Annotated in this window: 26 protein-coding genes; 11 read left to right on the top strand and 15 right to left on the bottom strand. The window is 46.3% G+C overall.

Features of this window, described 5'->3' with window-relative positions; genetic code table 11:
• Positions 1-11 precede the first annotated feature (11 nt).
• The 13 genes from B6A14_RS07355 to B6A14_RS07295 form a co-directional block, all read right to left on the bottom strand.
• Positions 12-1,394, bottom strand: coding sequence for a FimV/HubP family polar landmark protein (locus B6A14_RS07355; protein WP_087909840.1), 1,383 nt, complete (start codon positions 1,392-1,394; stop codon positions 12-14).
• Positions 1,394-2,551, bottom strand: a complete 1,158-nt coding sequence (gene asd, locus B6A14_RS07350; protein ID WP_087909839.1) for an aspartate-semialdehyde dehydrogenase — start codon at positions 2,549-2,551, stop codon at positions 1,394-1,396. Before asd ends, B6A14_RS07355 begins: the two co-directional genes overlap by 1 nt.
• Positions 2,552-2,586: 35 nt before the next feature.
• Complete coding sequence (gene leuB, locus B6A14_RS07345; RefSeq protein WP_087909838.1) at positions 2,587-3,657, bottom strand: 3-isopropylmalate dehydrogenase; 1,071 nt, start codon at positions 3,655-3,657, stop codon at positions 2,587-2,589.
• 21 nt (positions 3,658-3,678) lie between these two features.
• On the bottom strand, positions 3,679-4,326 hold the full coding sequence (gene leuD / locus B6A14_RS07340) for a 3-isopropylmalate dehydratase small subunit (protein ID WP_087909837.1): 648 nt from the start codon (positions 4,324-4,326) through the stop codon (positions 3,679-3,681).
• Positions 4,327-4,350: 24 nt separating this feature from the next.
• Complete coding sequence (locus B6A14_RS07335) at positions 4,351-4,560, bottom strand: hypothetical protein (protein ID WP_087909836.1); 210 nt, start codon at positions 4,558-4,560, stop codon at positions 4,351-4,353.
• Between the two features lie 10 nt (positions 4,561-4,570).
• Positions 4,571-5,980, bottom strand: coding sequence for a 3-isopropylmalate dehydratase large subunit (gene leuC / locus B6A14_RS07330; protein ID WP_087909835.1), 1,410 nt, complete (start codon positions 5,978-5,980; stop codon positions 4,571-4,573).
• 17 nt (positions 5,981-5,997) lie between these two features.
• Positions 5,998-7,311 (bottom strand): citrate synthase, encoded by a 1,314-nt coding sequence (gene gltA, locus B6A14_RS07325; protein WP_087909834.1) that lies wholly within the window; start codon positions 7,309-7,311, stop codon positions 5,998-6,000.
• A gap of 82 nt (positions 7,312-7,393) precedes the next feature.
• Positions 7,394-7,663, bottom strand: a complete 270-nt coding sequence (locus B6A14_RS07320; RefSeq protein WP_087909833.1) for a succinate dehydrogenase assembly factor 2 — start codon at positions 7,661-7,663, stop codon at positions 7,394-7,396.
• The gene (locus B6A14_RS07315; protein ID WP_087909832.1) at positions 7,660-8,364 is read right to left on the bottom strand and encodes a succinate dehydrogenase iron-sulfur subunit; all 705 of its coding nucleotides are present in this window, start codon (positions 8,362-8,364) and stop codon (positions 7,660-7,662) included. Before B6A14_RS07315 ends, B6A14_RS07320 begins: the two co-directional genes overlap by 4 nt.
• Before the next feature lie 17 nt (positions 8,365-8,381).
• Positions 8,382-10,160, bottom strand: a complete 1,779-nt coding sequence (gene sdhA, locus B6A14_RS07310; protein ID WP_087909831.1) for a succinate dehydrogenase flavoprotein subunit — start codon at positions 10,158-10,160, stop codon at positions 8,382-8,384.
• Positions 10,161-10,164: 4 nt separating this feature from the next.
• Positions 10,165-10,530, bottom strand: a complete 366-nt coding sequence (sdhD, locus tag B6A14_RS07305; protein WP_087909830.1) for a succinate dehydrogenase, hydrophobic membrane anchor protein — start codon at positions 10,528-10,530, stop codon at positions 10,165-10,167.
• A 24-nt stretch (positions 10,531-10,554) separates the two neighbouring features.
• A complete protein-coding gene (gene sdhC / locus B6A14_RS07300) occupies positions 10,555-10,974 on the bottom strand; it encodes a succinate dehydrogenase, cytochrome b556 subunit (RefSeq protein ID WP_087909829.1) in 420 nt (139 codons plus the stop codon).
• 132 nt (positions 10,975-11,106) lie between these two features.
• Positions 11,107-11,844, bottom strand: coding sequence for a GntR family transcriptional regulator (locus B6A14_RS07295; RefSeq protein WP_087909828.1), 738 nt, complete (start codon positions 11,842-11,844; stop codon positions 11,107-11,109).
• Positions 11,845-11,993: 149 nt separating this feature from the next.
• Here B6A14_RS07295 and B6A14_RS07290 point away from each other — a divergent pair, with 149 nt between their 5' ends.
• Entirely contained in the window at positions 11,994-12,983 is a 990-nt protein-coding gene (locus B6A14_RS07290; RefSeq protein WP_087909827.1) for a malate dehydrogenase, read from the top strand.
• Between the two features lie 13 nt (positions 12,984-12,996).
• A complete protein-coding gene (locus B6A14_RS07285; RefSeq protein ID WP_087909826.1) occupies positions 12,997-13,371 on the top strand; it encodes a hypothetical protein in 375 nt (124 codons plus the stop codon).
• A gap of 63 nt (positions 13,372-13,434) precedes the next feature.
• Here B6A14_RS07285 and B6A14_RS07280 read toward each other — a convergent pair whose 3' ends face one another.
• Together B6A14_RS07280 and yaaA are read right to left on the bottom strand one after the other, a co-directional pair.
• Positions 13,435-14,646, bottom strand: a complete 1,212-nt coding sequence (locus tag B6A14_RS07280) for a DUF2863 family protein (protein ID WP_087909825.1) — start codon at positions 14,644-14,646, stop codon at positions 13,435-13,437.
• Positions 14,646-15,422, bottom strand: a complete 777-nt coding sequence (gene yaaA, locus B6A14_RS07275) for a peroxide stress protein YaaA (RefSeq protein ID WP_087909824.1) — start codon at positions 15,420-15,422, stop codon at positions 14,646-14,648. Before yaaA ends, B6A14_RS07280 begins: the two co-directional genes overlap by 1 nt.
• A 59-nt stretch (positions 15,423-15,481) precedes the next feature.
• Here yaaA and B6A14_RS07270 point away from each other — a divergent pair, with 59 nt between their 5' ends.
• The 9 genes from B6A14_RS07270 to B6A14_RS07230 are packed head-to-tail and all read left to right on the top strand — an operon-like array spanning position 15,482 to position 23,796.
• Complete coding sequence (locus B6A14_RS07270; protein WP_087909823.1) at positions 15,482-16,681, top strand: pyridoxal phosphate-dependent aminotransferase; 1,200 nt, start codon at positions 15,482-15,484, stop codon at positions 16,679-16,681.
• An 8-nt stretch (positions 16,682-16,689) separates the two neighbouring features.
• Positions 16,690-17,421, top strand: coding sequence for a glutathione binding-like protein (locus tag B6A14_RS07265; protein ID WP_087909822.1), 732 nt, complete (start codon positions 16,690-16,692; stop codon positions 17,419-17,421).
• 1 nt (position 17,422) lies between these two features.
• Positions 17,423-18,277 carry a 3-hydroxybutyryl-CoA dehydrogenase gene (locus B6A14_RS07260; RefSeq protein WP_087909821.1) on the top strand — a complete coding sequence of 285 codons (855 nt, stop codon included), beginning with the start codon at positions 17,423-17,425 and terminating at the stop codon, positions 18,275-18,277.
• Positions 18,278-18,314: 37 nt separating this feature from the next.
• Complete coding sequence (locus B6A14_RS07255) at positions 18,315-18,794, top strand: DUF3429 domain-containing protein (RefSeq protein ID WP_087909820.1); 480 nt, start codon at positions 18,315-18,317, stop codon at positions 18,792-18,794.
• A gap of 7 nt (positions 18,795-18,801) precedes the next feature.
• Complete coding sequence (locus tag B6A14_RS07250) at positions 18,802-20,115, top strand: replication-associated recombination protein A (protein ID WP_087909819.1); 1,314 nt, start codon at positions 18,802-18,804, stop codon at positions 20,113-20,115.
• A 10-nt stretch (positions 20,116-20,125) separates the two neighbouring features.
• On the top strand, positions 20,126-20,752 hold the full coding sequence (locus tag B6A14_RS07245; protein WP_087909818.1) for a 2-hydroxychromene-2-carboxylate isomerase: 627 nt from the start codon (positions 20,126-20,128) through the stop codon (positions 20,750-20,752).
• 50 nt (positions 20,753-20,802) lie between these two features.
• A complete protein-coding gene (locus tag B6A14_RS07240; RefSeq protein WP_087909817.1) occupies positions 20,803-21,378 on the top strand; it encodes a peptidylprolyl isomerase in 576 nt (191 codons plus the stop codon).
• Between the two features lie 24 nt (positions 21,379-21,402).
• Positions 21,403-23,226, top strand: coding sequence for a bifunctional chorismate-binding protein/class IV aminotransferase (locus B6A14_RS07235; protein ID WP_087909816.1), 1,824 nt, complete (start codon positions 21,403-21,405; stop codon positions 23,224-23,226).
• A gap of 9 nt (positions 23,227-23,235) precedes the next feature.
• On the top strand, positions 23,236-23,796 hold the full coding sequence (locus tag B6A14_RS07230) for an NUDIX hydrolase (protein WP_087909815.1): 561 nt from the start codon (positions 23,236-23,238) through the stop codon (positions 23,794-23,796).
• Positions 23,797-23,818: the final 22 nt, after the last annotated feature.

The following is a 23,818-nucleotide window of genomic DNA, read 5'->3' as shown; positions in this document are numbered from 1 at the left end:
CCCTCATCGCCCTAGGCATTGCGATGCAAGATCTCAGCCAATAACCCCTGAGCCTCGATCGTAATAGTCGGGTCTACTGAATTACTCACTCGTAATACTTCTTCCAAAGAGTTCCTGGCAGAAGCAAAATCTTCGATGGTGATGTAAGCGCGAGCCAGATTTAATTTGACACGCAGCGTATCTGCCAAAGGATTCGGAATTGGCGCAGGCGGTACTTTGGGTACGTCTGCTGGCGGCTTAGAAAGATCTAAATCAATACCAGCAAATAGCGCTTTGGCACGCTCAGGCATTTCGAAATTGCTTGGACTTGCTTTTTGAGGTGCGTGACTAGTTGAAGCTTCTGGATCCTGAAAATTGGTGAGCTCAGAACGGCGAGCATTACGAGCGAAGCCCCATAGCAATAACCCAGTTAATACGATTAAAGTCAGCCCCACAATAGCCGGTGCAAGTCCACCCAAGCCAAAATTATCCTCAACTGATTTTTTCTCTTTTGACTTCCCTAGGAGTCGCTGCAGATCTGCAACATTCTTTTCTAGTTCTGCTACACGAGCTTTAGCTTGTTCCAATTGCTTCTCTTGAGCAACCAGCTCTTCTGTATAGCGGCGCTCTTGGTCATTACCATCAGCACTAGAGCCAATTTTTAGACGGTCTCTAAGAGAGGTTTCTGTAGTCTTAGCATTGCTAGACTTGGATTGATCTTGCGATCCACCAGCGCTCTGGCTCGCCTGCCAATCGGCATTGGCCTCTGCTACAAATTGATTAGCCTCTGCTGGACTAATTGAGCGCAGCAGAGCTTGGCTTGGCTTGTTTAACTCGGCACCAGCTGCTAAACGGTTAATGCTGCCGCTTGCAAAAGCATCTGGGTTAGCCTTGTACAAAGCTAACATAGTTTGATCTAGGGTAGCGCCATCTAACTGAGGCGCCATCATCGCTGCTATCTCTGAGAGAGTTTGGCCAGGCTTTACAAGAACCTTTTGAACATCGCCTAAGAGCAGAGTGAATGTTTTGGTGATACTACCGCTAGACCAATTGAGATTTACTAATACATCTACAAATGGATCTTCTGATACTGGCACAGCATTTACTGTCTCTACCAAAACCATCAGTTGCTCTTGACGATTACGGTAAACCGAAACTTGTGTGTTGAGATCTAAAACTTTGGGAGAGATTCCAAGGCGCTCATACGAAGTCTTGGGCAAAGTGCTTGCCTTGAGACTTGATAAGGCGATCTGCTCATCTGCACTAGCCCTAATCGGAATCTCAACCCGGAGAGGCTCCCCAGGTTTAGACTGCAACTGAGGCGAACCTAAAGTGATTGCCCAGGCTGCGCAAGACCAGCTCAGCCAAACAAAGCAAAGTGCTTTTACCAAGCTGCGCTGGTAATTTCTAAACATTATCTTTCGAGCAAAATTCTGAGCATGCGGCGCAATGGCTCTGCAGCACCCCACAAGAGCTGATCGCCCACAGTAAAGGCAGCCAAATACTCCGGCCCCATCGCCATCTTATGCAGGCGACCAATTGGAACAGTCAGAGTGCCACTGACTGCTGCTGGGGATAAATCACGCTCAGTAGTCTCACGATCATTAGGAACTACTTTGACCCACTGGTTATCGTTAGCCAAAATAGTTTCGATTTCTTTCAGCGGAATGTCTTTCTTTAACTTGACAGTGAGACCTTGTGAGTGACAGCGCATCGCACCAACACGAACACACAAACCATCAATCGGAATACTGCCTGGCGTGCGAAAAGCCGGACGACCCAGAATCTTGTTGAACTCAGAGCCACCCTTCCACTCTTCTTTAGTTTGACCATTTTCAACCGGCACATCAATCCATGGAATTAAGCTACCAGCCAATGCAGTGTTACGGAAATTTTTCTTCGGAAAATCTGGCGAACGCAGTGTTTCAGTAACCTTGCGATCAATATCCAAAATCCAGGATGAAGGATCTGCCAATTCAGTAGCAACGCTGTCACGCAAAGCGCCCATTTGCAAAAGCAACTCGCGCATATTTTGTGCACCAGCCCCAGATGCTGCTTGGTAAGTCATGGCGCTAATCCACTCCACCATATCAGCCTTCACCAAACCGCCCATCGCCATCATCATTAGGCTGACGGTACAGTTAGCACCAATCCAATTCTTGCCCCCAGTTGCCAAAGCCTTATCAATCACTGGGCGATTCACGGGATCCAAGACCAATACTGCGTCATCTTTCATGCGCAAGGCACTAGCAGCATCAATCCAATGGCCATTCCAGCCTGCAGCACGCAGCTTAGGGAAGATGTCATTGGTGTAGTCGCCACCTTGGCAAGTCAGAATGATGTCGCAGCGTGACAATGCCTGAATGTCATTTGCATCTTTCAGAGCGGTTTCGCTCTTACTCACTTTTTTGCCATTGATCAGTGGAACCTCACCACCTGCCTGACTGGTACTAAAAAATACTGGCTCGATTAAATCAAAATCTTTTTCGGCCAACATTCTATCCATGAGAACACTACCGACCATGCCACGCCAGCCAACTAAACCTACCAATGGTGTATTTGTATTTGCCATGATGATTAACTATCTAATAAATGATTAATTTCGATTTATGAAAGCGCTGCAACTACTGCATCACCCATTTGTACTGTAGATACTTTTTGAGTACCTTCGGTATAAATATCAGCAGTTCGTAAGCCTTGTGCTAAGACTTTTTGTACTGCTTTCTCAATTCGATCTGCTTCTGCAGGCATTCCTAAGGAATAACGCAACATCATTGCAGCCGAGAGAATAGTGGCCAAGGGATTAGCAATACCCTTACCAGCAATATCGGGTGCGGAACCATGACTTGGCTCATACAGACCCTTGTTATTCTTATCAAGAGACGCAGAAGGCAACATGCCAATAGAGCCGGTCAACATTGCGGCCTCATCTGACAAAATATCGCCAAACAGATTGCCAGTGACCACTACATCAAAGGCTTTAGGCGCTTTAACCAATTGCATCGCAGCGTTATCGACATACATATGGGACAGCTCAACATCTGGATACTCTTGAGAGATGCGGATCATCACCTCACGCCAGAGCTGTGATGATTCTAAAACGTTAGCCTTGTCAACGCTACAGATCTTCTTGCCACGTTTACGAGCCGCTTCAAAAGCAACGTGGCCAATGCGCTCTACTTCAGGCTCGCTGTAATGCATGGTGTCAAAACCTTCGCGCGCACCCTTAAATAATGGCAACTCAGAAGTACGTATACCGCGCGGTTGGCCAAAATAGATATCGCCGTTCAATTCACGTACGATCAAAATATCTAAACCGCCAATAATTTCTGGTTTCAAACTGGATGCAGCAGTCAACTCTGGATAGCAAATTGCCGGTCTAAAGTTCGCAAATAACTCTAAGTGTTTGCGCAATCCTAAAATGGCTTGCTCTGGACGCAGTTCGCGTGCAAGCGCATCATATTTCCAATCACCTACTGCACCAAACAAAATCGCGTCAGCTTTTTTAGCCAACTCTAAAGTTGCTGGCGGCAATGGATGGCCGGCCACATCATAAGCAGCTCCACCAACAGGAGCTTCCTCTAGATCAAACTTTTGGCCGAGCGCATTTAATACTCGAACGGCTTGAGCGACGATTTCCGGGCCGATACCATCGCCCGGTAGAACTGCAATTTTCATGAAAGGCCTTTAAATCAAAAGTTATGGCAATTGGGTTGCAAGCCAAGGCATTTTTAGAATGCGCTCAGCTTCATAAGCCTTGATTTTATCTGCATGGCGCAGAGTTAAGCCAATATCGTCTAGACCGTTGAGAAGGCAATACTTTCTAAATGGGGCCACTTCAAAGCTGTAGGCGGTGCCATCAGGGGCAATCACCTGCTGAGCCTCTAGGTCGATCGTCAACTGGTAGCCACTAAATGCAAGGGTTTCATTGAACAAGTGGTCAACCTGAATTTCTGTCAAAACAATCGGTAAAAGACCATTTTTGAAGCAATTATTGTAAAAAATATCAGCAAAACTAGGGGCAATCACTGCCCTGAAGCCGAATTGATCAAGTGCCCAAGGGGCATGTTCGCGGGAGCTACCGCAGCCAAAGTTTTTACGGGCCAACAAAATGCCCGCACCCTGATAGCGCGCCTGATTTAGGACGAAGTCTGGGTTAACAGGACGCGCACTGCAATCCTGCCCTGGCTCACCATGATCCAGATAGCGCCACTCATCAAATAAGTTCTGACCAAAGCCAGTCTTCTTGATGGATTTCAGAAACTGTTTAGGAATAATGGCATCGGTGTCGACGTTCTCGCGATTAAGCGGAGCAACCAAACCTTTGTATACCGTAAATTTATCCATGATTCTGACTTTGACTCTTAATGTTTACTTCACAGGGGTAACAACAACGTCCTTACCCTTAGTTTGTGATTGATTGTTTTGTGTAGTACTTGAAGAGCTGCTATCCATTGATTTGCCCATAGTCTGCAAATCCTTGCCCACACCTTCCATAGTGTTAGCACAGGCAGAAATGAAGAGGCCAAAAAGAGCCACTATAGCCAATCGAGCGATGAGAGATACCGAAGAGAATTTCATGTCTATATCCTTATGAAATCTTACGTACGTCAACAAAATGGCCCTCAATTGCAGCAGCAGCTGCCATTGCAGGACTTACCAAATGGGTTCTACCGCCATTACCTTGCCGACCTTCAAAATTACGATTGGAGGTAGAGGCACAACGCTCACCAGGTTCTAAACGGTCAGCGTTCATCGCTAGGCACATAGAACAACCGGGCTCACGCCACTCAAAGCCAGCAGCCTTAAAGATGCGATCCAAGCCCTCACGCTCTGCTTGCGCTTTTACCAAACCAGAGCCAGGAACCACCAATGCCAACTTGACATTAGCTGCAACTTTTTTACCCAGGCGATCAACCACCTTAGCGGCAGCTCTCATATCTTCGATGCGGCTATTCGTACAAGAGCCAATGAATACCTTATCAACAGAGATACTGCTCAGTGGCGTATTGGGAATAAGGTTCATGTACTCCAATGCACGCTCCATGGCGGAACGCTTGTTTGGGTCTCGCTCTTTTTCTGGATCAGGCACACGCTCACTAATGGCAAGCACCATCTCTGGTGAAGTACCCCAAGTGACCTGAGGTGCAATTTCTTCTGCGCGCAATTCCACTACGGCATCAAACTTGGCATCCGCATCGGAATGCAAAGTTCTCCAGTATTGCAGGGCCTGCAGAAGTGCTGGACCCTTCGGCGCATATGGACGACCTTGAATATATTCAATGGTAGTCTCATCGACAGCAACTAAGCCAGCTCGCGCGCCAGCTTCAATCGCCATATTGCAAAGGGTCATACGACCTTCCATCGACAGATTGCGAATCGCTTCGCCAGCAAATTCAATGGTGTAACCAGTGCCACCTGCAGTGCCGATCTTGCCAATCACAGCAAGAACGATATCTTTCGCAGTAGAGCCTGGTTGCAAGCGACCATCAACTTTGACGAGCATGTTCTTGCTCTTTTTCATGAGCAAAGTTTGTGTTGCTAATACATGCTCCACTTCAGAGGTACCAATACCAAATGCGAGAGCACCAAAAGCGCCATGGGTGCTGGTATGAGAATCGCCACACACTACAGTCATGCCTGGCAAAGTTGCACCCTGCTCTGGGCCAATCACATGCACAATCCCTTGACGGGCATCATTCATCTTGTACTGGGTAATACCAAAAGCATCACAGTTTTGATCTAAGGTATCTACTTGCAATTTAGAGATTGGATCTGTAATACCTTCTGAGCGATCTGTCGTTGGTACGTTATGATCCGACACTGCCAAATTAGCAGAAATACGCCACACTGGGCGACCCGCCATATTCAAGCCCTCAAACGCTTGAGGACTGGTTACCTCGTGCAACAGCTGGCGATCAATATAGATCGTCGCCGTGCCATCTTCTTCAGAGTAAACAACGTGGTCATCCCACAATTTGTCATAAAGCGTACGAGACATGAGTGTCCTTAAAACCTTTATTTACGAACCGAAATGTTAGGAACCTTGCGTGAAGTTTCACCAACATATAACTGACGTGGACGTCCAATCTTGTACTCTGGATCTGTAATCATTTCTTCCCACTGAGCAATCCAACCTACAGTTCTTGCCAAAGCAAAGATGCAAGTAAACATTTCTGTTGGGATGCCAAGCGCGCGCTGAACGATGCCAGAGTAGAAGTCTACGTTTGGATAAAGCTTACGGCTCACAAAGTACTCGTCTTCCAATGCGATTTTCTCAAGCGTCATTGCCAATTTAAATAATGGATCATCTTGTAGGCCAAGTTCATTTAATACTTCATAGCAAGTCTCACGCATTAGTTTTGCACGTGGATCAAAGTTCTTATAGACACGGTGACCAAAGCCCATTAAGCGAACGCTAGAGTTCTTATCCTTAACTTGAGCAATGAATTCATGAATCTTATCCACACCACCTTGAGCTTGAATCTCATTGAGCATCTGCAAGCAAGCTTCATTTGCGCCACCGTGAGCTGGACCCCAGAGGCATGCAATACCAGCAGAGATCGCTGCAAATGGATTTGTACCAGAAGAGCCGCACAAACGCACTGTTGAGGTAGAAGCATTTTGCTCATGGTCTGCATGTAGGATAAAAATGCGATCCAAGGCGCGAACCAATACTGGATTCACTTTGTACTGTTCGCATGGAGTTGCAAACATCATGCGCATAAAGTTAGCGGTGTATGACAAAGAGTTATCTGGATAGATAAATGGCTGCCCTACAGAATACTTATAAGACATCGCCACCAGAGTAGGCATTTTCGCGATCAAGCGAATCTGCGCAACCTCGCGCGCATGTGAGTCGGTATAGTCAATTTCATCATGGTAGAACGCAGCCATTGCACCAACTAAGCCAGTTAATACAGACATTGGATGTGCATCACGACGGAAGCCACGCAAGAAGAATTGCATTTGCTCATGAACCATGGTGTGGTGCATGACCATATCTTCGAAATCTTTTTTCTGAGTCGCGTTTGGCAACTCACCATTAATTAAGAGAAAGCAAGTTTCCAAGAAGTCGCAATTGTGGGCCAAATCTTCAATTGGGTAGCCACGGTAGAGCAACTCACCCTTATCGCCGTCGATATAGGTAATTTTGCTATTGCATGACGCAGTAGAAAGAAAGCCCGAGTCGTAAGTGAACTTACCCGTCTGACCATAAAGCTTACGAATGTCGATTACATCAGGACCAACAGTTCCTTTGTAAATTGGCAGATCAATATCTGGCGTGCCATCCGAAAACGAGAGTTTTGCCTTGATGTCCGATTCAATCATTTCTAATCCTTAGTCATTCAAAATTATGATTAATACATTGTTCGTTTACATGCTTTCACCGCTACTGCACCAAAAAGCTGAACTACTTCTCTTTCAGCCTTTGCAATACTGTTTTAAAGGAGTCCGACTGCATTTCCTTTTCCAGCCCCGCCACCGAATCTTTACGACCAATCAGCAAATCCATTAGGTCATTGTCATCTAAGGCCAATAACTGGCTTAATACTCTTCCATCTTCCACGCTTAATTGCGCGCCGTAACGCTCAAAGAAACGTTGCAGAATTAAATCATTCTCCAGTAAGCCCCTGCGAGCATCACTCTTTAAACGATATAACTCTGCGTTACCGAGGGTCATACCGCCCTACGAACCATCAACTCCTTGATCTTGCCGATTGCCTTCGTTGGGTTCAAGTGCTTAGGACATACATCCACGCAATTCATGATGGTATGGCAACGGAACAAACGATACGGATCTTCCAAATTATCCAAGCGCTGGGATGTTTCTTCATCACGGCTATCAGCAATAAAGCGATAGGCCTGCAATAGACCAGCTGGACCTACAAACTTGTCAGGATTCCACCAGAAAGATGGACATGAAGTTGAGCAGGATGCGCACAAGATGCACTCATATAAGCCATTCAACTCTTCACGCTCTTCAGGACTCTGGAGGCGCTCTTTTTCTGGAGGTGGATTATCGTTGACTAAGTAAGGCTTGATAGACAAGTACTGTTTGAAGAACAAAGTCATATCAACGATCAAATCGCGCACAACTGGCAAGCCAGGCAATGGACGCAATGTGATGACCTTAGGCAAAGTCAACATATTGGTCAAACAAGCCAAACCATTTTTACCATTAATATTCATTGCATCTGAACCGCATACACCCTCACGGCATGAACGACGATAAGAAATTGTTTCATCTTGCTTCTTCAAAGAAATCAAAGCATCCAACAACATACGCTCACCGGTGAGTTCTAGCTCATAACGTTCCATACGCGGTGCTGCATCGACATCTGGATCGTAGCGGTAAATTTCAAATATACGGATATCACTCATTTTCTATTTCTCTTCGCTTAGAAAGTACGTTCTTTAGGAGGGAAGGACTCAACGGTCAAGGGCTTTAATACAACCGGCTTGTAAGTCAACTTATTGCCTTCGCTATACCAAAGGGTATGTTTCATCCAGTTATCGTCATCGCGCTCTTGATAATCGTCATGGGAATGTGCGCCGCGACTTTCTTTACGCGCTGCTGCAGAAATCATGGTTGCATTTGCAGTCTCAACCAGGTTAGCCACTTCCAAAGCCTCAATACGTGCAGTATTAAAAATTTCTGACTTATCTTTAACCCATAAGTTCTTAGCACGCTCAGTCAACTTCGCCATTTGACGAACACCTTCATCCATCAATTCTTGATTGCGGAACACGCCTGCGTATTTCTGCATGGTTTTACGGATGTCATTGGCAACGTCTTGTGCATATTCACCTGAAGTGGAGTTATCCAACTTCGCAATGCGCTCCAAAGTTTGCTGACCGGCATTCTTAGGCAAAGGTTTGAACTCGCGATTCTTGAGATCCAATCCAACGATGTGGTTACCTGCTGCGCGACCAAATACCAAGAGGTCGAGCAATGAGTTCGTACCCAAACGATTAGCGCCGTGCACAGAAACACATGAACACTCACCAATCGCATACAAGCCATTTACGATTTCATTGTGAATTCCATTTGCAGGGACAACCACTTGACCATTGATATTCGTTGGAATACCACCCATCTGATAGTGAATAGTTGGCACAACAGGAATTGGCTCTTTGGTCACGTCAACGTTTGCAAAGTTGATGCCAATCTCATAAACAGAAGGCAAACGCTTCATGATAGTTTCGGCACCAATGTGCGTTAAGTCGAGTACCACATAGTCGCCATTAGGGCCGCAACCGCGCCCTTCTTTAATTTCTTGATCCATGCAACGGGATACGAAATCGCGTGGCGCTAAATCTTTGTAAGTTGGCGCATAGCGCTCCATAAAGCGCTCACCATCTTTGTTTCTCAAGATACCGCCTTCGCCGCGGCAACCTTCTGTCAACAACACGCCCGCACCGGCTACGCCAGTTGGGTGGAATTGCCAGAACTCCATATCTTCCAATGGAATACCTGCGCGTGCAGCAAGGCCCATACCGTCGCCGGTATTAATAAATGCGTTAGTCGATGCATCCCAAATACGGCCTGCACCGCCGGTTGCCATCATGACAACTTTGGCCTCTAGGATGTAGACCTGGCCCGTTTCCATTTCGAGAGCAGTGACACCAACAACATCGCCTTCGTCATCGCGAATTAAATCAAGCGCCAACCACTCAACAAAGAAATTGGTTTTTGCGCGGACATTACGTTGATACAAGGTATGCAACATAGCGTGACCTGTGCGGTCAGCAGCAGCACAAGCGCGCTGCACTGGCTTCTCACCATAGTTTGCAGTGTGGCCACCGAATGGGCGCTGATAAATCGTGCCATCTGGGTTGCGATCAAAAGGCATACCGAAATGCTCTAACTCGTAAACGACTTTTGGAGCTTCACGACACATGAACTCGATGACATCCTGATCACCTAACCAATCAGATCCTTTGATGGTGTCATAAAAGTGATAGTGCCAATTGTCTTCACTCATATTGCCCAATGAGGCGCCGATACCGCCTTGTGCAGCAACAGTGTGTGAACGCGTTGGGAATACTTTGGTTAATACAGCAACGTTCAAGCCGGCTTCAGCCAACTGCAATGAAGCACGCATACCTGAACCACCCGCACCAACAATTACCGCATCAAAACGGCGGCGTGGTAATGATTTTTGAATCCCAGTCATCGAATTACACTTTCCACAAAATTTGGACGGCATAGGCCGCACAGGCTACGAGATAGAGAACGGTCAACACTTGCAGTGTTAAACGAATGCTGACAGGCTTGATGTAATCCATCCAAATGTCACGGATACCAATCCAAGCGTGATAGAACAAACTGATGAACGCCAAGAGCGTCAATAACTTCATGAACTGGTTGGCAAACAAGCCTGACCAGCCCTCGTAAGTTGCGCTACCAGTAATGCAATAGTCAACGAGCAAAACAATCGTAAACACCACCATCACAATCGCTGTGACGCGCTGGATGATCCATTCTTTAAGGCCGTAATGAGCACCTACAACTAAGCGCTTTGGTCCAATTTGATAAATAGGCATGAAATTTCCTTAAATAATGTGCGCTTAGTACAAGCCAAATAATTTGAGACCAACTACCGCAGTCAAAGCTAGGCCGAGGAATAGAACAACGATGGCAGAACGATTCGCTTCAGACTTTTCCACTCCGATTTCTAAATCGAGTAAAAGGTAGCGAATACCAGCACAGAAGTGGTGCAAGAATGACCAAATCAAACCAAGGCAAATGATTTTTACTAGGATGTTGCTAGTGAAAGCCTGGAACTTTTGATAACTCAACTCAGAGGCAAGACTCTGATCAAAGATATAGAGGATAAATGGCAGCAAAAGGAATAATGCGGCACCGCTGATGCGATGAAGAATGGAAACTTTACCGGCCCAAGGGAGGCGATATTTAACCAGCTGGGCTAGACCAATATTTCGGTAAACCGGTCTATCTTTCTTTACATTTTGCTGTGTATCAACCATTTGCAATCTCTATGTTTGTGTGTAGGTTTAATGTAATTTTGTTGTGTCGCAACATATTCTATTGGAAACCTTAGGGGTGGTGTGGATTTTTTAGTGTTTAAATGCGTGAAATGAGGGTTTTAACGGATATTTTCAGTTCAATTTATTTTCGTAATGCTGCTCAGAAGTGTCGTACCTTGCGTGGCGAATTTCTACTGGTTTATTCCCGTAGGTGAAGGCCACACGCTCAACTGATAGGAGCGGCGCGCCTACTGGCAAGTGAAGGTGTCCAGCCAAGACTTCATCCGCCGCCACTGCCTTGATTTTTTCCTCTGCTCTGACCATATGCGTGGCGAACTGACTCTCGTAGAAAGCGTATACGGGACCATGCCAAACATTGAGCGCCTCTAAATCAAGGCCTTTAAAACGAGCCCCAGGAAGCCAAATCTCTTCAAAAACAATGGGTTTGCCTGCAAAGCTCTGAACCCGATCAATATGAATGACCGCATCGCCTGCCTTTAATTTAAGCAAATTGGCAATATATGGGCTCGCTTTGGTATTGGCGCAAACCAAGAACTGGTTGGTCAGGTGAAACTTCGCCCCAGAATCGGGAGCTAAGCGTAAAAAACGGTATTGCCAGTCGTCCTCTTGGTGGGTGGCCACAAAAGTGCCCTTCCCTTGACGCCTGACCAATAGGTTCTGAGCGGCTAACTCATCGATGGCCTTGCGAACCGTTCCTTGACTGACCGCATAGCGCGCAGCCAGCTCCATTTCGCTGGGAATAGCAGCCCCAGGCAGCCATTCAGAGGCTTGCAGGCTGGCTAAAATCATCGCCTTAATTTGCTCGTACAGAGGGCTAAATGAGGCTACAGGCACATTTAATTCTGACAAATTGACTCCAGTCGATATCAATTAGATAAAATTCAGGGTAATTCTAGTCTTATATAAGACGTCATTGACAGTGTAAAGCTAAAGTCCATACACTTGAATGGATAATAGAAATGTTTTGATTAATTAACCTTCCCCTGGAGTTATTAGTAATGGCAAAAGCCCCAATGCGTGTCGCAGTAACCGGTGCAGCCGGTCAAATCGGATATTCCCTTCTATTCCGCATCGCCAATGGCGATATGCTGGGTAAAGATCAGCCCGTGATCCTTCAATTGCTCGAAATTCCAGACGAAAAAGCTCAAAAAGCCCTAGCTGGCGTGATGATGGAGCTAGAAGACTGCGCATTCCCGCTATTGGCAGGTATGACAGCCCACTCTGACCCAATGACCGCATTTAAAGATATCGATGTAGCCCTTTTGGTTGGCGCGCGTCCACGCGGCCCTGGCATGGAGCGCAAAGATTTACTCTCAGCCAACGCGCAAATTTTCACAGCGCAAGGTAAAGCATTGAACGCTGTTGCGAAGAAGACCGTTAAGGTATTGGTTGTTGGTAATCCGGCAAACACAAATGCTTACATCGCGATGAAATCTGCTCCAGATATTCCTGCGAAGAACTTCACAGCAATGTTACGCCTGGATCACAATCGCGCACTCTCACAATTGGCAGCTAAGTTAAACAAGCCTGTTGCAGACATTGAAAAATTTGTTGTGTGGGGTAACCACAGCCCAACAATGTATCCAGACTATCGTTTTGCCACCATTGACGGCAAGTCAGTCAAAGATACGATTAACGATGCCGCTTGGAATAAAGATGTGCACATCCCAACAGTTGGTAAGCGTGGCGCTGCCATTATTGAGGCGCGTGGCCTGTCTTCTGCGGCTTCTGCAGCGAACGCAGCAATTGATCACGTTCATGATTGGGTGCTTGGTACCAATGGTAAATGGGTCACTATGGGCATCCCTTCTAAAGGCGAATATGGTATTCCAGCAGAAGTGATTTATGGCTTCCCAGTAGTGTGTGAAAACGGCGAATACAAAATGATCGAAGGATTAGAGATTGATGAATTCTCCCGTGAGCGCATGACTCATACCCTAAATGAATTACTTGAAGAGCAAGCTGGCGTTAAGCACTTACTCGCTTAAGGAAAATAAATACATGAAGAAAAACCTTCTCACGATTAGCGTTGTACTAGTCAGTCTCTTTGCAGCTGCGCACGTCAGCGCTAGTGAGGAGGTGTTCACGTGGACATGTAGTGAAAGTAAACAGTTCAAAACCACTGGAACTACCGAGAAAGTTCGCTTAACTTGGGAATCCAAAACCTATGACTTAGAACGTCAAACTTCATTGCCAGGCAGCCTGCGTTACAAAAACACGAACAGTGGTCACGACCTGGTTGTGTTGGGCAATAAGGCGATGTTGTTTAACATCAAAGCAGGCGTCAGACTTGCCGACTTCTGCCAAACCGCAGAAATGAAAACTGGTAAGTTGCCGCATTTGTTTGCCGGTGCGGAGCCCTTTGTCCAGAACTAATTTTTCATCAACGCATTGATAAAAAAGCCGAGAACTTCTCGGCTTTTTTTATTGTTTATATTCTTAGTGAAATAAAGGTTGTTGCGTTGGCGAATCTTCTGGCATCTCTGCATGCACAGCCTCCCCTGATCTGTCAGGGAATAAAGGCGCGCCACAGTCATCGCACAACTCTGGATCAAAGAGCATTGCATGACGGAAAACATCTTCTACGCCAGCATCATGCAATGCGTCGCAGATTTTTTTAATTGGGCTTTCGTCATCCGACAAATCATTTAAGGCATCACTTGCCACGCTCTCGCGATCATACAAAGGCCAGATTACGCCGTACATGACTTCTGAAGAACCTTTTGCGCTAAAGGAGATGCGGTATTCATCAGCCTGCTCTTCGCCAAATGCGCCCACGACACACGATAAGCCAGCAGGAAGAATGCCTAAGCCACTCTCTAAGTAATTGACTGCTGCGCGAATGCTGAGGGGTCGAACATGTTTATCTGCTAAACGACAGTTCGTAAAATAAGACTCCGGTAATAAGAGCTCGAACTCGCAGCCAGGCAGCAAAGCAGCAATCGGTTCTTGCATGGCGTTTTGCCAACCGATCAAACTCACGCCACGCTCTTGACGTGCTGGAGACTCAGCCTGCCAACGGAAGATGGGGGTTCCACTCGGTGCGCTCAGGGCGGCAATGATAAAGCGCGGATCCGCTAAGACAGCTATCGTCTCAGACATATCCCGTAACTCTAGTTTCACATCTTTATTGCAGATTGCGGCATTAGCCAAGGCCTCCGTCAAGATGCGGGTTTGACAATGAGAATGCGGCATCTGATCAATGCTGTAGAGCCAAGGAACAATCGCAAGGCGCGTATCAGGCGCAGCAATTGCAGAATGCAAGGCTTGAGCAGTCGCCTCAACCATATTGGCCTGCAATGGTCCAGAAGGAATTTGATAACGCGTGTGCGCAACGATCGGCATTGCAAGCAAGAGTACATCCCACTCCTGCCCCTCATGTTCCATCTTCAGCGACTCCGCTAGGGTTTCAGCTGAATCCGCAAGCACTTCAAATGCCACTGTATTGATGCGAAAGGTTTGATCTAGGGCTGCATCAATGACATTTTGATTTTGACTTTTGAGCAAACGCATCAAGCGCACATTCAGGCGCTCTTCCCAAAAGCGATCTTCTATTTGACTGCCTGAGGCGGCCAAGGAGATTGCATCAGAAACCAGTTTTTCCACTTCAGGTGAACTGCGTTGCGAAGACTTAGTGCGATGTACGGCCATTATTTTTTCTCCGCCCTTCTAAATACTGGCTTATCTGGTTTAGATTCCGCAGCAAAATACTGATAACCATCCAAATTAAAGCCTTTTAAATCTGCCGGATCCGTAATGCGGTTCTCAACAACATAACGAGCCATTAAACCGCGGGCCCGCTTCGCATAAAACGAGATAATTTTGTACTTACCATCCTTAGCATCCTGAAATACCGGAGAAATAATTGGGCAATCCAATTCTTTAGGCTGCAAGACCTTGAAATACTCTTCTGAAGCTAAATTGAGCAGTACAGGCTTCTTTTGCTTTTCTAATATCTTCTTGAGTGCATCCGTCACCCTGCTACCCCAAAAAGCGTAGAGATCTTTGCCTCTGGCATTTTTAAAGGTCGTGCCCATTTCTAGGCGGTAAGCCTGCATCAAATCTAAGGGCCTCAAAGCACCGTAGAGGCCTGACAGAATTCGGACATGGTTTTGCGCAAAATCAACTGCTTTGGCATTAAGGGTCTTCACATCAAAGCCATCATAGACGTCACCATCAAAAGCGTAGATTGCTGGCTTGCTGTTTTCTTCTGTGAATTTCTTGGACCAATCGCGATAGCGCCCTACATTTAAGGCGGCCAATTGGTCAGACAAACCCATTAACTTCGATACATCCTGAGGGGAAAGCTTTTTCAGATCAGCAATCAATTTAGCGGATTCTGAAGCAAATTCAGGCAAGGTGGGCGCCTTGACCTTCACAGGGGTCTTGTAATCCAAGGATTTAGCGGGAGAAAGTACGATCAGCATGGCACAATTTGTTTATGTATTTTTACCATTCTAGCGACTACCAGATTTCTCTGCCCTAAATGACTGCGTCAGCCCCTACCCCCCCATTTCCGAGTCGGCTACCCAATGTGGGAACGACTGTCTTTACCGTGATGTCTGCGCTTGCAGCTGAACATGAAGCTATTAACTTAGGGCAAGGCTTTCCAGACTTTCCATGTGATCGCAAATTAATCGCTAGCGTAAATGAAGCGATGCTTGCCGATCGCAACCAATACCCTCCCATGATTGGAGTTGCCGAACTCCGAAATGGTATTTGCCAAAAGATTCAAAACCTTTATGGCCAACACTATGATCCCGATTCAGAAATTACGATTACTGGCGGTGGTACTCAAGGAGTTCTGACAACGATTCTGGCTTGCGTTAGTCCCGGTGATGAAGTGGTCATCATCGAACCTGCTTTCGATTGCTATCGACCTGCAATTGAATTGGCGGGTGGCAAAACAATCGCCGTATCACTTCAAGTCACGCGTGATGAGAATGGTCAAGTAGCTTCTTATGAAATTCCCTGGGATGCTCTTGCAAAAGCCATCAATCCTAAGACACGACTACTCATCATCAACTCTCCGCACAATCCTACTGGAATGGTGTGGCAAAAAACCGATTTAGATCGCTTAGCACAGTTGGTGAAAAATACTTCCACACTGATTTTGAGTGATGAGGTGTATGAGCATATGGTCTATGACGGCGCTGCCCATTACAGCGTGGCTTCCCATCCCGAGTTGGCCGCTAGAAGCTTTTTGATCTCCAGTTTTGGTAAGACCTATCACGTTACTGGCTGGAAAGTGGGGTATGTAGCAGCTCCTTCTGCACTATCAAAAGAATTCCGCAAGGTTCACCAATTTAACGTCTTCACCGTCAATACGCCAATGCAATATGGGCTTGCCTCTTACTTAGCAGATGCATCCCACTACTTAAATCTACCTGCCTTCTATCAAGCAAAGCGTGATTTTTTCGGAGCAGGTTTAGCTAAGACTCGATTTAAGTTACTGCCAACTCCCGGAACATACTTTCAGTGCGCCGATTACTCTGCACTCAATATTCCAGAGGCTCAATTAAACGAGGCTGATTTTTGTAAATGGCTCACTACTAAAGTAGGTGTAGCCGCTATTCCCGTTTCTGCTTTTTATGATCAACCTACCGAATCTGGTGTGATCCGCTTTTGTTTTGCCAAGCAAGAGCAAACTTTAGCTACCGCCCTACAACGCCTGCAATCCCTATAGAGAGTCCCATGACAAGCGATAATTCAAAAAATGTAATCGATGTTTATAGCTGGCCTACACCCAATGGTCATAAAGTGCACATCATGCTTGAGGAGTGCGGCTATCGCTTGGGTCGCGATTGGATCGCTCATCCAATCGATATCGGTGCTGGTGATCAGTTTGCTAAGAGCTTTTTAAAGATTAGTCCAAACAATAAGATTCCTGCATTAGTAGACCCTCATGGCCCAGATGGGAAGCCGATCAGCGTTTTTGAATCTGGAGCGATCCTGCTCTATCTAGCCAGCAAGACTGGTAAGTTTTTACCAAAAACCACTCGCGGTAAGTATGAGGTGTTGCAATGGCTCATGTTCCAAATGGGTGGCCTAGGCCCTATGCTTGGGCAAAACCACCACTTTCGACTCTATGCCCCTGAGAAAATTGACTATGCCATCAATCGCTATACCAATGAAGCAAAGCGTTTATATGGCGTTCTCGATCAGCAACTGAAAGATAATCCCTATATCGCAGGAAAAACTTACTCCATAGCCGATATGGCGATTTATCCTTGGACACGCAATTGGAAAAATCAAGGTATGGAGATAAATGACTTTCCTCACTTCAAGCGTTGGTTTGAAATGATTGGTGAGCGTCCCGCAGTAAAGCGTGGCTGCGAAGTATTAACAGCATTACGCAAGCCTTTGACTGACAACAATGCTAGAGAGCAGTTATTTGGTTCAACCCAGTATCAAAAGAGGAAATGAGATGAAGATTCAATCAGTCGGTGTGATCGGTGCGGGCACGATGGGTAATGGTATTGCGCAGGTTTGCGCGGTTGCCGGGATTGATGTCGTCATGGTTGATATTAATGATGCTGCTGTACAGCGCGGCTTAGATCAAATCAGCAAAAGCTTAGATCGCCTCGTGAAGAAAGAGACCCTGACTACCGATGAAAAAGTGGCGGCACTCAAGCGCATTAAAGGCAGCACCTCTTACACCGATTTGAAGGGCTTAGGTTTAGTCATTGAAGCTGCTACTGAGAACCAGGCAATTAAAGAAAAGATTCTCAAGCAAGTCGATGAGATCGTGAGTAAAGACACCATCATTGCTACCAATACCTCTTCTCTATCAATTACCAAGTTAGCCGCCCTTGACTCAAACCCAGCGCGCTTTATTGGCATGCACTTCTTCAACCCACCACCGCTCATGGCTTTGGTGGAAGTGATTCGTGGCTTACAGACTAGTGATGCAACGCATGCAGCCATTATTGAAATGGCTAAACGTGTTGGCAAAGAACCCATTACTGTTAAGAATTCACCAGGCTTTGTTGTGAATCGTATTTTGTTGCCAATGATTAACGAAGCATTCTTTGTATTGTCAGAAGGTCTTGCAAGTCCTGAAGACATTGATGCAGGCATGAAGTTAGGCTGCAATCAGCCGATCGGACCTTTAGCTTTAGCAGACCTCATTGGTTTAGATACTTGCTTGGCAGTTATGGAAGTCTATTTTGAAAACTTCAGCGATTCCAAATACCGCCCTTGCCCACTGCTTCGTGAAATGGTTGCGGCGGGTTATCTCGGTCGCAAAACAGGTCGCGGTGTCTATACCTACGATAAATAATTTTCACCCATTCATCTCAACCAAACTTTAAGTACTTGTGAACCCTATTCCACCCCTTGTAACCAAGCTGGCCTATGCCGGTCTCATTCCATTTGTAGGGCTTGCTTTAATGGTGCAGTTGGCGCCAACACCCCTCAATTATTTAAGCGCAGAATCACTGGCAGGCTATGGAGCGGTTATTACCTCTTTCATGGGAGCTTTACATTGGGGTGCTAACTTGCATACCATGGGTAAAGCGCCTATGGGTGATCGCTGGATTGATCGCAATGCTTGGATCTGGGGTGTCATACCTGCTTTGGTTGCCTGGCTAGCACTACATATCTATATTCCAGTTGCCTTGTTGATTCTGGCGTCAACTTTGATCATTCAGCGCAATATTGATCAGAACACTTATCAATACTATTTTTCGGATGAAGTGGCACGAAACTCCTTTATGGTGATCCGCAATCGCTTGACTTATATTGCTGCTGCTTGCCTAACTTGGGCAGCGATCGTCATTCTATTTATCCAAGCCTAACGATTCAATGAGCAGTCTTTTCGATAGCACCCCTCCGCCACCACTTGCGGAAGCCTTGCGCCCGAAAACCATTGAAGAAGTGATTGGGCAAACCCATTTATTAGCAGCAGGTAAGCCACTCAATCTTGCTTTTGCATCAGGCAAGCCGCACTCCATGATTTTGTGGGGCCCTCCGGGTGTTGGTAAAACGACCTTAGCACGTCTTTCTGCAAAAGCTTTTGATCGTGAATTCATTGCCATCTCTGCAGTATTAGCTGGGGTTAAAGAGATACGCGAAGCGATTGAGCAAGCTCAACAAAGTATGGCGCAATATGGCAAACAGACAATTTTGTTTGTCGATGAGATTCATCGCTTCAATAAGAGCCAGCAAGACGCCCTCCTACCTCACGTAGAGTCTGGTTTGTTTACTTTTATTGGCGCAACTACAGAAAACCCTTCTTTTGAGGTGAACTCAGCACTGTTATCTCGAGCGCAAGTCTATGTTCTCAAGTCCTTAAATGCCGATGAGCTTAAGCAGCTATTTGTTCGCGCCCATCAACATGCTATGCCGGATATCAAATTTGACGATGGTGCCATTGATACCCTGATCTCGAATGCTGATGGCGACGCACGCAGATTGTTAAACCTGGTAGAACAGGTTCGTAATGCAGTGCTAACGCCCGGCTCACACATTGATGTCGTTGACCAAGCCTTTATTGAAAATGCGCTTACCGTGCAAGCGCGCCGCTTTGACAAAGGTGGCGATCAGTTTTATGACCAAATTTCTGCATTGCATAAATCCGTGCGTGGGTCCAATCCCGACGCAGCCCTCTACTGGTTCTGCCGCATGCTCGACGGTGGAGCAGACCCACGTTACTTAGCACGCCGTATCATTCGTATGGCCTGGGAAGATATTGGCTTAGCAGATCCTCGAGCAATGCAATTAGCAAACGATGCTGCCCAAACCTTTGAGCGGCTAGGCTCACCTGAAGGTGAACTCGCTTTGGGTCAAGCGGTAGTGTATCTAGCGGTAGCTTCAAAAAGTAATGCCAGTTACAAGGCATTTAATGCTGCACGCGCCTATGTTGCACAAGATCAGTCCAAGCCCGTGCCGAATCATCTACGCAATGCTCCAACTAAGCTCATGAAAGAACTTGGTCATGGCAAGGAATATCGCTACGCACATGATGAGCCACATGGCTACGCTGCCGGTGAATCCTATTTACCCGAAGGAATGCCAGAGCCCCGCTGGTACGACCCAGTTGAGCGCGGCTTAGAGACACAAATTAAAGAGAAGATGGCTTTCTTACGCAAACTCGATGCAGAGCACAATCAGAAATAGGAATGAGTCGATGAGCGAGAAAACTCCCGCCACCCTCTACTACGACATCATCTCGCCTTTTGCCTATTTGTATATCAAGCAAAGACAGCGCTTAGAACATCAACTGAATATCACACCAGTGCCAATCCTTTTAGGTGGACTCTTTCGAGCTACAGACAATAAAGGTCCTGGTGAAATTGCTGCAAAGCGTCCCCATACTTATCAGTTCTGCGTATGGCAAGCAGAAAAATTAGGTATTCCATTTCGTTTTCCTGAGCACCACCCTTTTATGACTGTTGCAGCCCAACGTCTGCTTGTGCAAGAAAAAGCCAATTGGACAATGGTTGAGCGTGCCTTTGATTATGTCTGGGTAGAAGGTAAAGATCCCAATCTTTCTTGGTCAGAGTTTTGTACTTATTTAGGGCTGCCAGCGGAGACCGTAAAACCAGAGAGTCCTGAAGTAAAAGCGGAACTTATTGCCAATACGAATCAAGCCAAAGCAGATGGTGCTTTTGGCGTACCAGCCCTGATATTCAATCAACATTGCTTTTGGGGTGTCGACACCATCGATTGGGCGCTGGATTACCTTGCTCGTCCAGGCATGTTTGAGGAAACGTCCTATTCCTATGCTGGCAATGTTCCCAATGGGCTCACCTAATCCAGTTGCACAATACAATCTGTTGTATCAAATTCATTCAAGGAGTCTTTATGCGTAAGCTTTTTACTAACCTCATTCTGGTTGCTGCATGCCTTACCAGCCAAGCAGCTATTGCTGGGCCTAAAGTTGAATTTAAAACGACTATGGGAAATTTTGTAGTCGAGCTTGATGATGTTAAGGCCCCCAAGACTACTACCAACTTTTTGAACTATGTCAAAAGCGGTTTTTACAATGGCACCATTTTTCATCGTGTGATTGATGGCTTCATGATTCAAGGTGGTGGCTTTACTCCTGATTTAGTACAAAAACCAACCGATGCCCCAGTGGCATCTGAGGCTACTAATGGCTTAAAGAACAATGTGTACACCATCGCCATGGCTCGCACATCTGATCCTGATTCTGCTACTGCTCAGTTCTTCATTAACGTGAAAGACAACCCTGCTTTGGATTACCCTAATGCGATGGGCAATGGTTATACCGTATTTGGCAAAGTCATTTCTGGAACTCAAACTATCGATGCAATTCGTAAGGTGCCCACCATGGTTGCACCAGCGCCTCGTATGGGCAGAATGGCTGATGTTCCCTCCAAGGCCGTGACTATTGAATCAGCCACTCTTCTGAAGTAACTAGAAGACACTAGGTTAGCCGCGATGATTTTGCTCGACGACGCGCAAAGTACAGCGGCTCAGCCATCGAGTCGCCATTATGAAAATCCGCTACAGTACTGGCGCGTTCTTTCAAGTGATGATAATGCACTTGATTTGGATGCAGCCCAGACTTGTTTAACCCAGATTACTGAGTCTCTTGCTAGAGGTGAGTTTGTTGTTGCCGCATTTGCGTATGAACTTGGTAGACCCATTCATCAACTTCCACAAAGACCGCATAGCTCAAGCCCTCACCCCCTCATCGAGGCTTGGTCATTCAAGAGTTTTGAAAAACTATCTAAGAGCGAAGTAGATACTCTGATTGCAAATCGAATTGCAATGCTTGAAGAGAGTGAGAAGTCTGCTGGTGTACTCGATGTTCATGAGTCATTAAATGAAAAGCAGTTTGCTTCTGATATGGCCAATATTCAGGAATATATTCGTAGTGGTGATAGCTATCAAATTAATCATACCTACCGGATTTCTGGAAAGACGTATGGCTCACCCCTAGCCCTGTATGGCCGCTTACGAGGGCGCCAGCCTGGTAGATTTGGTGCCTATATCTCACACGCTGGTAATTATCTGCTATCGCAATCTCCAGAGCTCTTTATTGCTCGCGAAGGGGATACTCTAAAAGCCATGCCCATGAAAGGCACGGCCAGCGCTTTATCTGATGTCGCTAGCGCTTTATCTGAAGACCCCAAGAATCAAGCTGAGAACGTCATGATTGTCGATCTATTACGCAATGATCTCAGCCGCATTTCTTTGCCCGGCTCAGTAGTCGTGCCTCATTTATTCGAAGTCGCTAGGCACGGCGATGTATTGCAAATGACCTCTACCGTACAAGGCCGAGCTAAACCTCATACTTCCCTCTTTGATATTTTGTATGCGGTATTTCCTTGTGGCTCTGTCACTGGTGCACCTAAAAAACGTAGCATGGAGATTATTCAAGAGCTAGAGCCAGAAGATCGCGGCTATTACTGCGGAGCCTTAGGTTGGCTTGATCCCAGTGGGAACTTTGCTTTCAGTGTTCCCATTCGTACCATTGAGATTACAGAGGATGTGCAATCACATGCCTCCACTTTTACTTTGGGAGTCGGTGCTGGCATCACCAACGATTCAAATACACAGCAAGAATGGCAGGAATGTCGTATCAAATCTGATTTCTTGATGCATCTACCCTCCTCTATGGGTTTATTTGAAACGATTGCTATTGATCAAGGGATACCTCAGAAGCTTGTGGCGCACTTAGATCGCATGCAAGCCTCTGCTTTGGCTTTAAGAATTCCTTTTAATCGATCTGATGCTCAGTTCGCAGTTGAAAATGCTTGTTCATCACTCAGCCCGAAGACTTCTTGTAGGCTAAGACTTGATCTTGCCCCGGATGGTGATCTGTCTATCTCTAACGGAGTGCTTGAGATCTTGAGTGAGCCTGTCAAAATTTTCTGGGCTAAAGATATTCTTCCTGGCAATGTAGAAATGTTTTCTGGTGATGCCCTATTGCGTCACAAAGTGACTCATCGCAGTCTTTATGATCTAGCCTGGCAGACCGCTGTTCAATTGGGTGGCTTTGATGCTCTATTTACGAATGAACAAGGCTTTGTGACCGAGGGCGGAAGAACTAGCATTTTTGTTAAACCTCAAGGCAGCTCAGAATGGCTTACTCCACCAGTTTCAGCAGGCCTATTACCTGGCGTAATGCGCGCAAGCCTGCTGGCCGATTCAAAGCTCAATGCCCGTGAAGCTAACCTGACTATTAATGATGTTTCAATAGCAGATGAGATTATGCTTAGTAATGCCCTGCGCGGCGCTATCAAAGCCCATTTTTAGAAGGTGTTCATGAAGTATTGCCCTCACTGCGCTTCACTACTGACGATCAAGATTCCGGCAGATGATTCTCGTGAGCGTTACGTTTGTGAGGCCTGCGGCAGCATTCAGTATCAGAACCCACGCAATGTCGTCGGTAGCATTCCTATTTATCGTGAACAAGTCTTACTATGTCGCCGCGCCATTGAACCGCGTCATGGTTACTGGACGCTACCCGCAGGCTTTATGGAGCTTGGTGAAAGCACTAGTCACGGTGCTGCCAGGGAAACACTTGAGGAAGCAGGTGCCCAAGTTGAAATAGGCCCGCTTTACTCACTCTTAAATGTCCCCCATGCAGAACAAGTTCATTTGTTCTATTTAGCAAAAATGCATTCTCCTGAATTTTCTGCAGGTGAAGAAAGTCTTGAGGTTGCCCTCTTTTATGAGCATGAAATTCCATGGGCGGAGCTTGCTTTCCCAACAGTCAAGCAAACGCTCGAATGGTTCTTTGCTGACCGCGCTGCCGGCCTTTTAGAATCAGGCAAAGAATTTCATGTCCGCAGCCGCGACGTTCTGCCATCCGAAAGAATCTAGTGACTGATTTATGGGTCAAGGT

This window comes from Polynucleobacter hirudinilacicola, from assembly GCF_002192535.1.
Classification (GTDB): Bacteria; Pseudomonadota; Gammaproteobacteria; order Burkholderiales; family Burkholderiaceae; genus Polynucleobacter; species Polynucleobacter hirudinilacicola.
The sequence above is the reverse complement of the archived record's forward strand: the minus strand, read 5'-3'. Positions and strand labels throughout refer to the sequence as shown.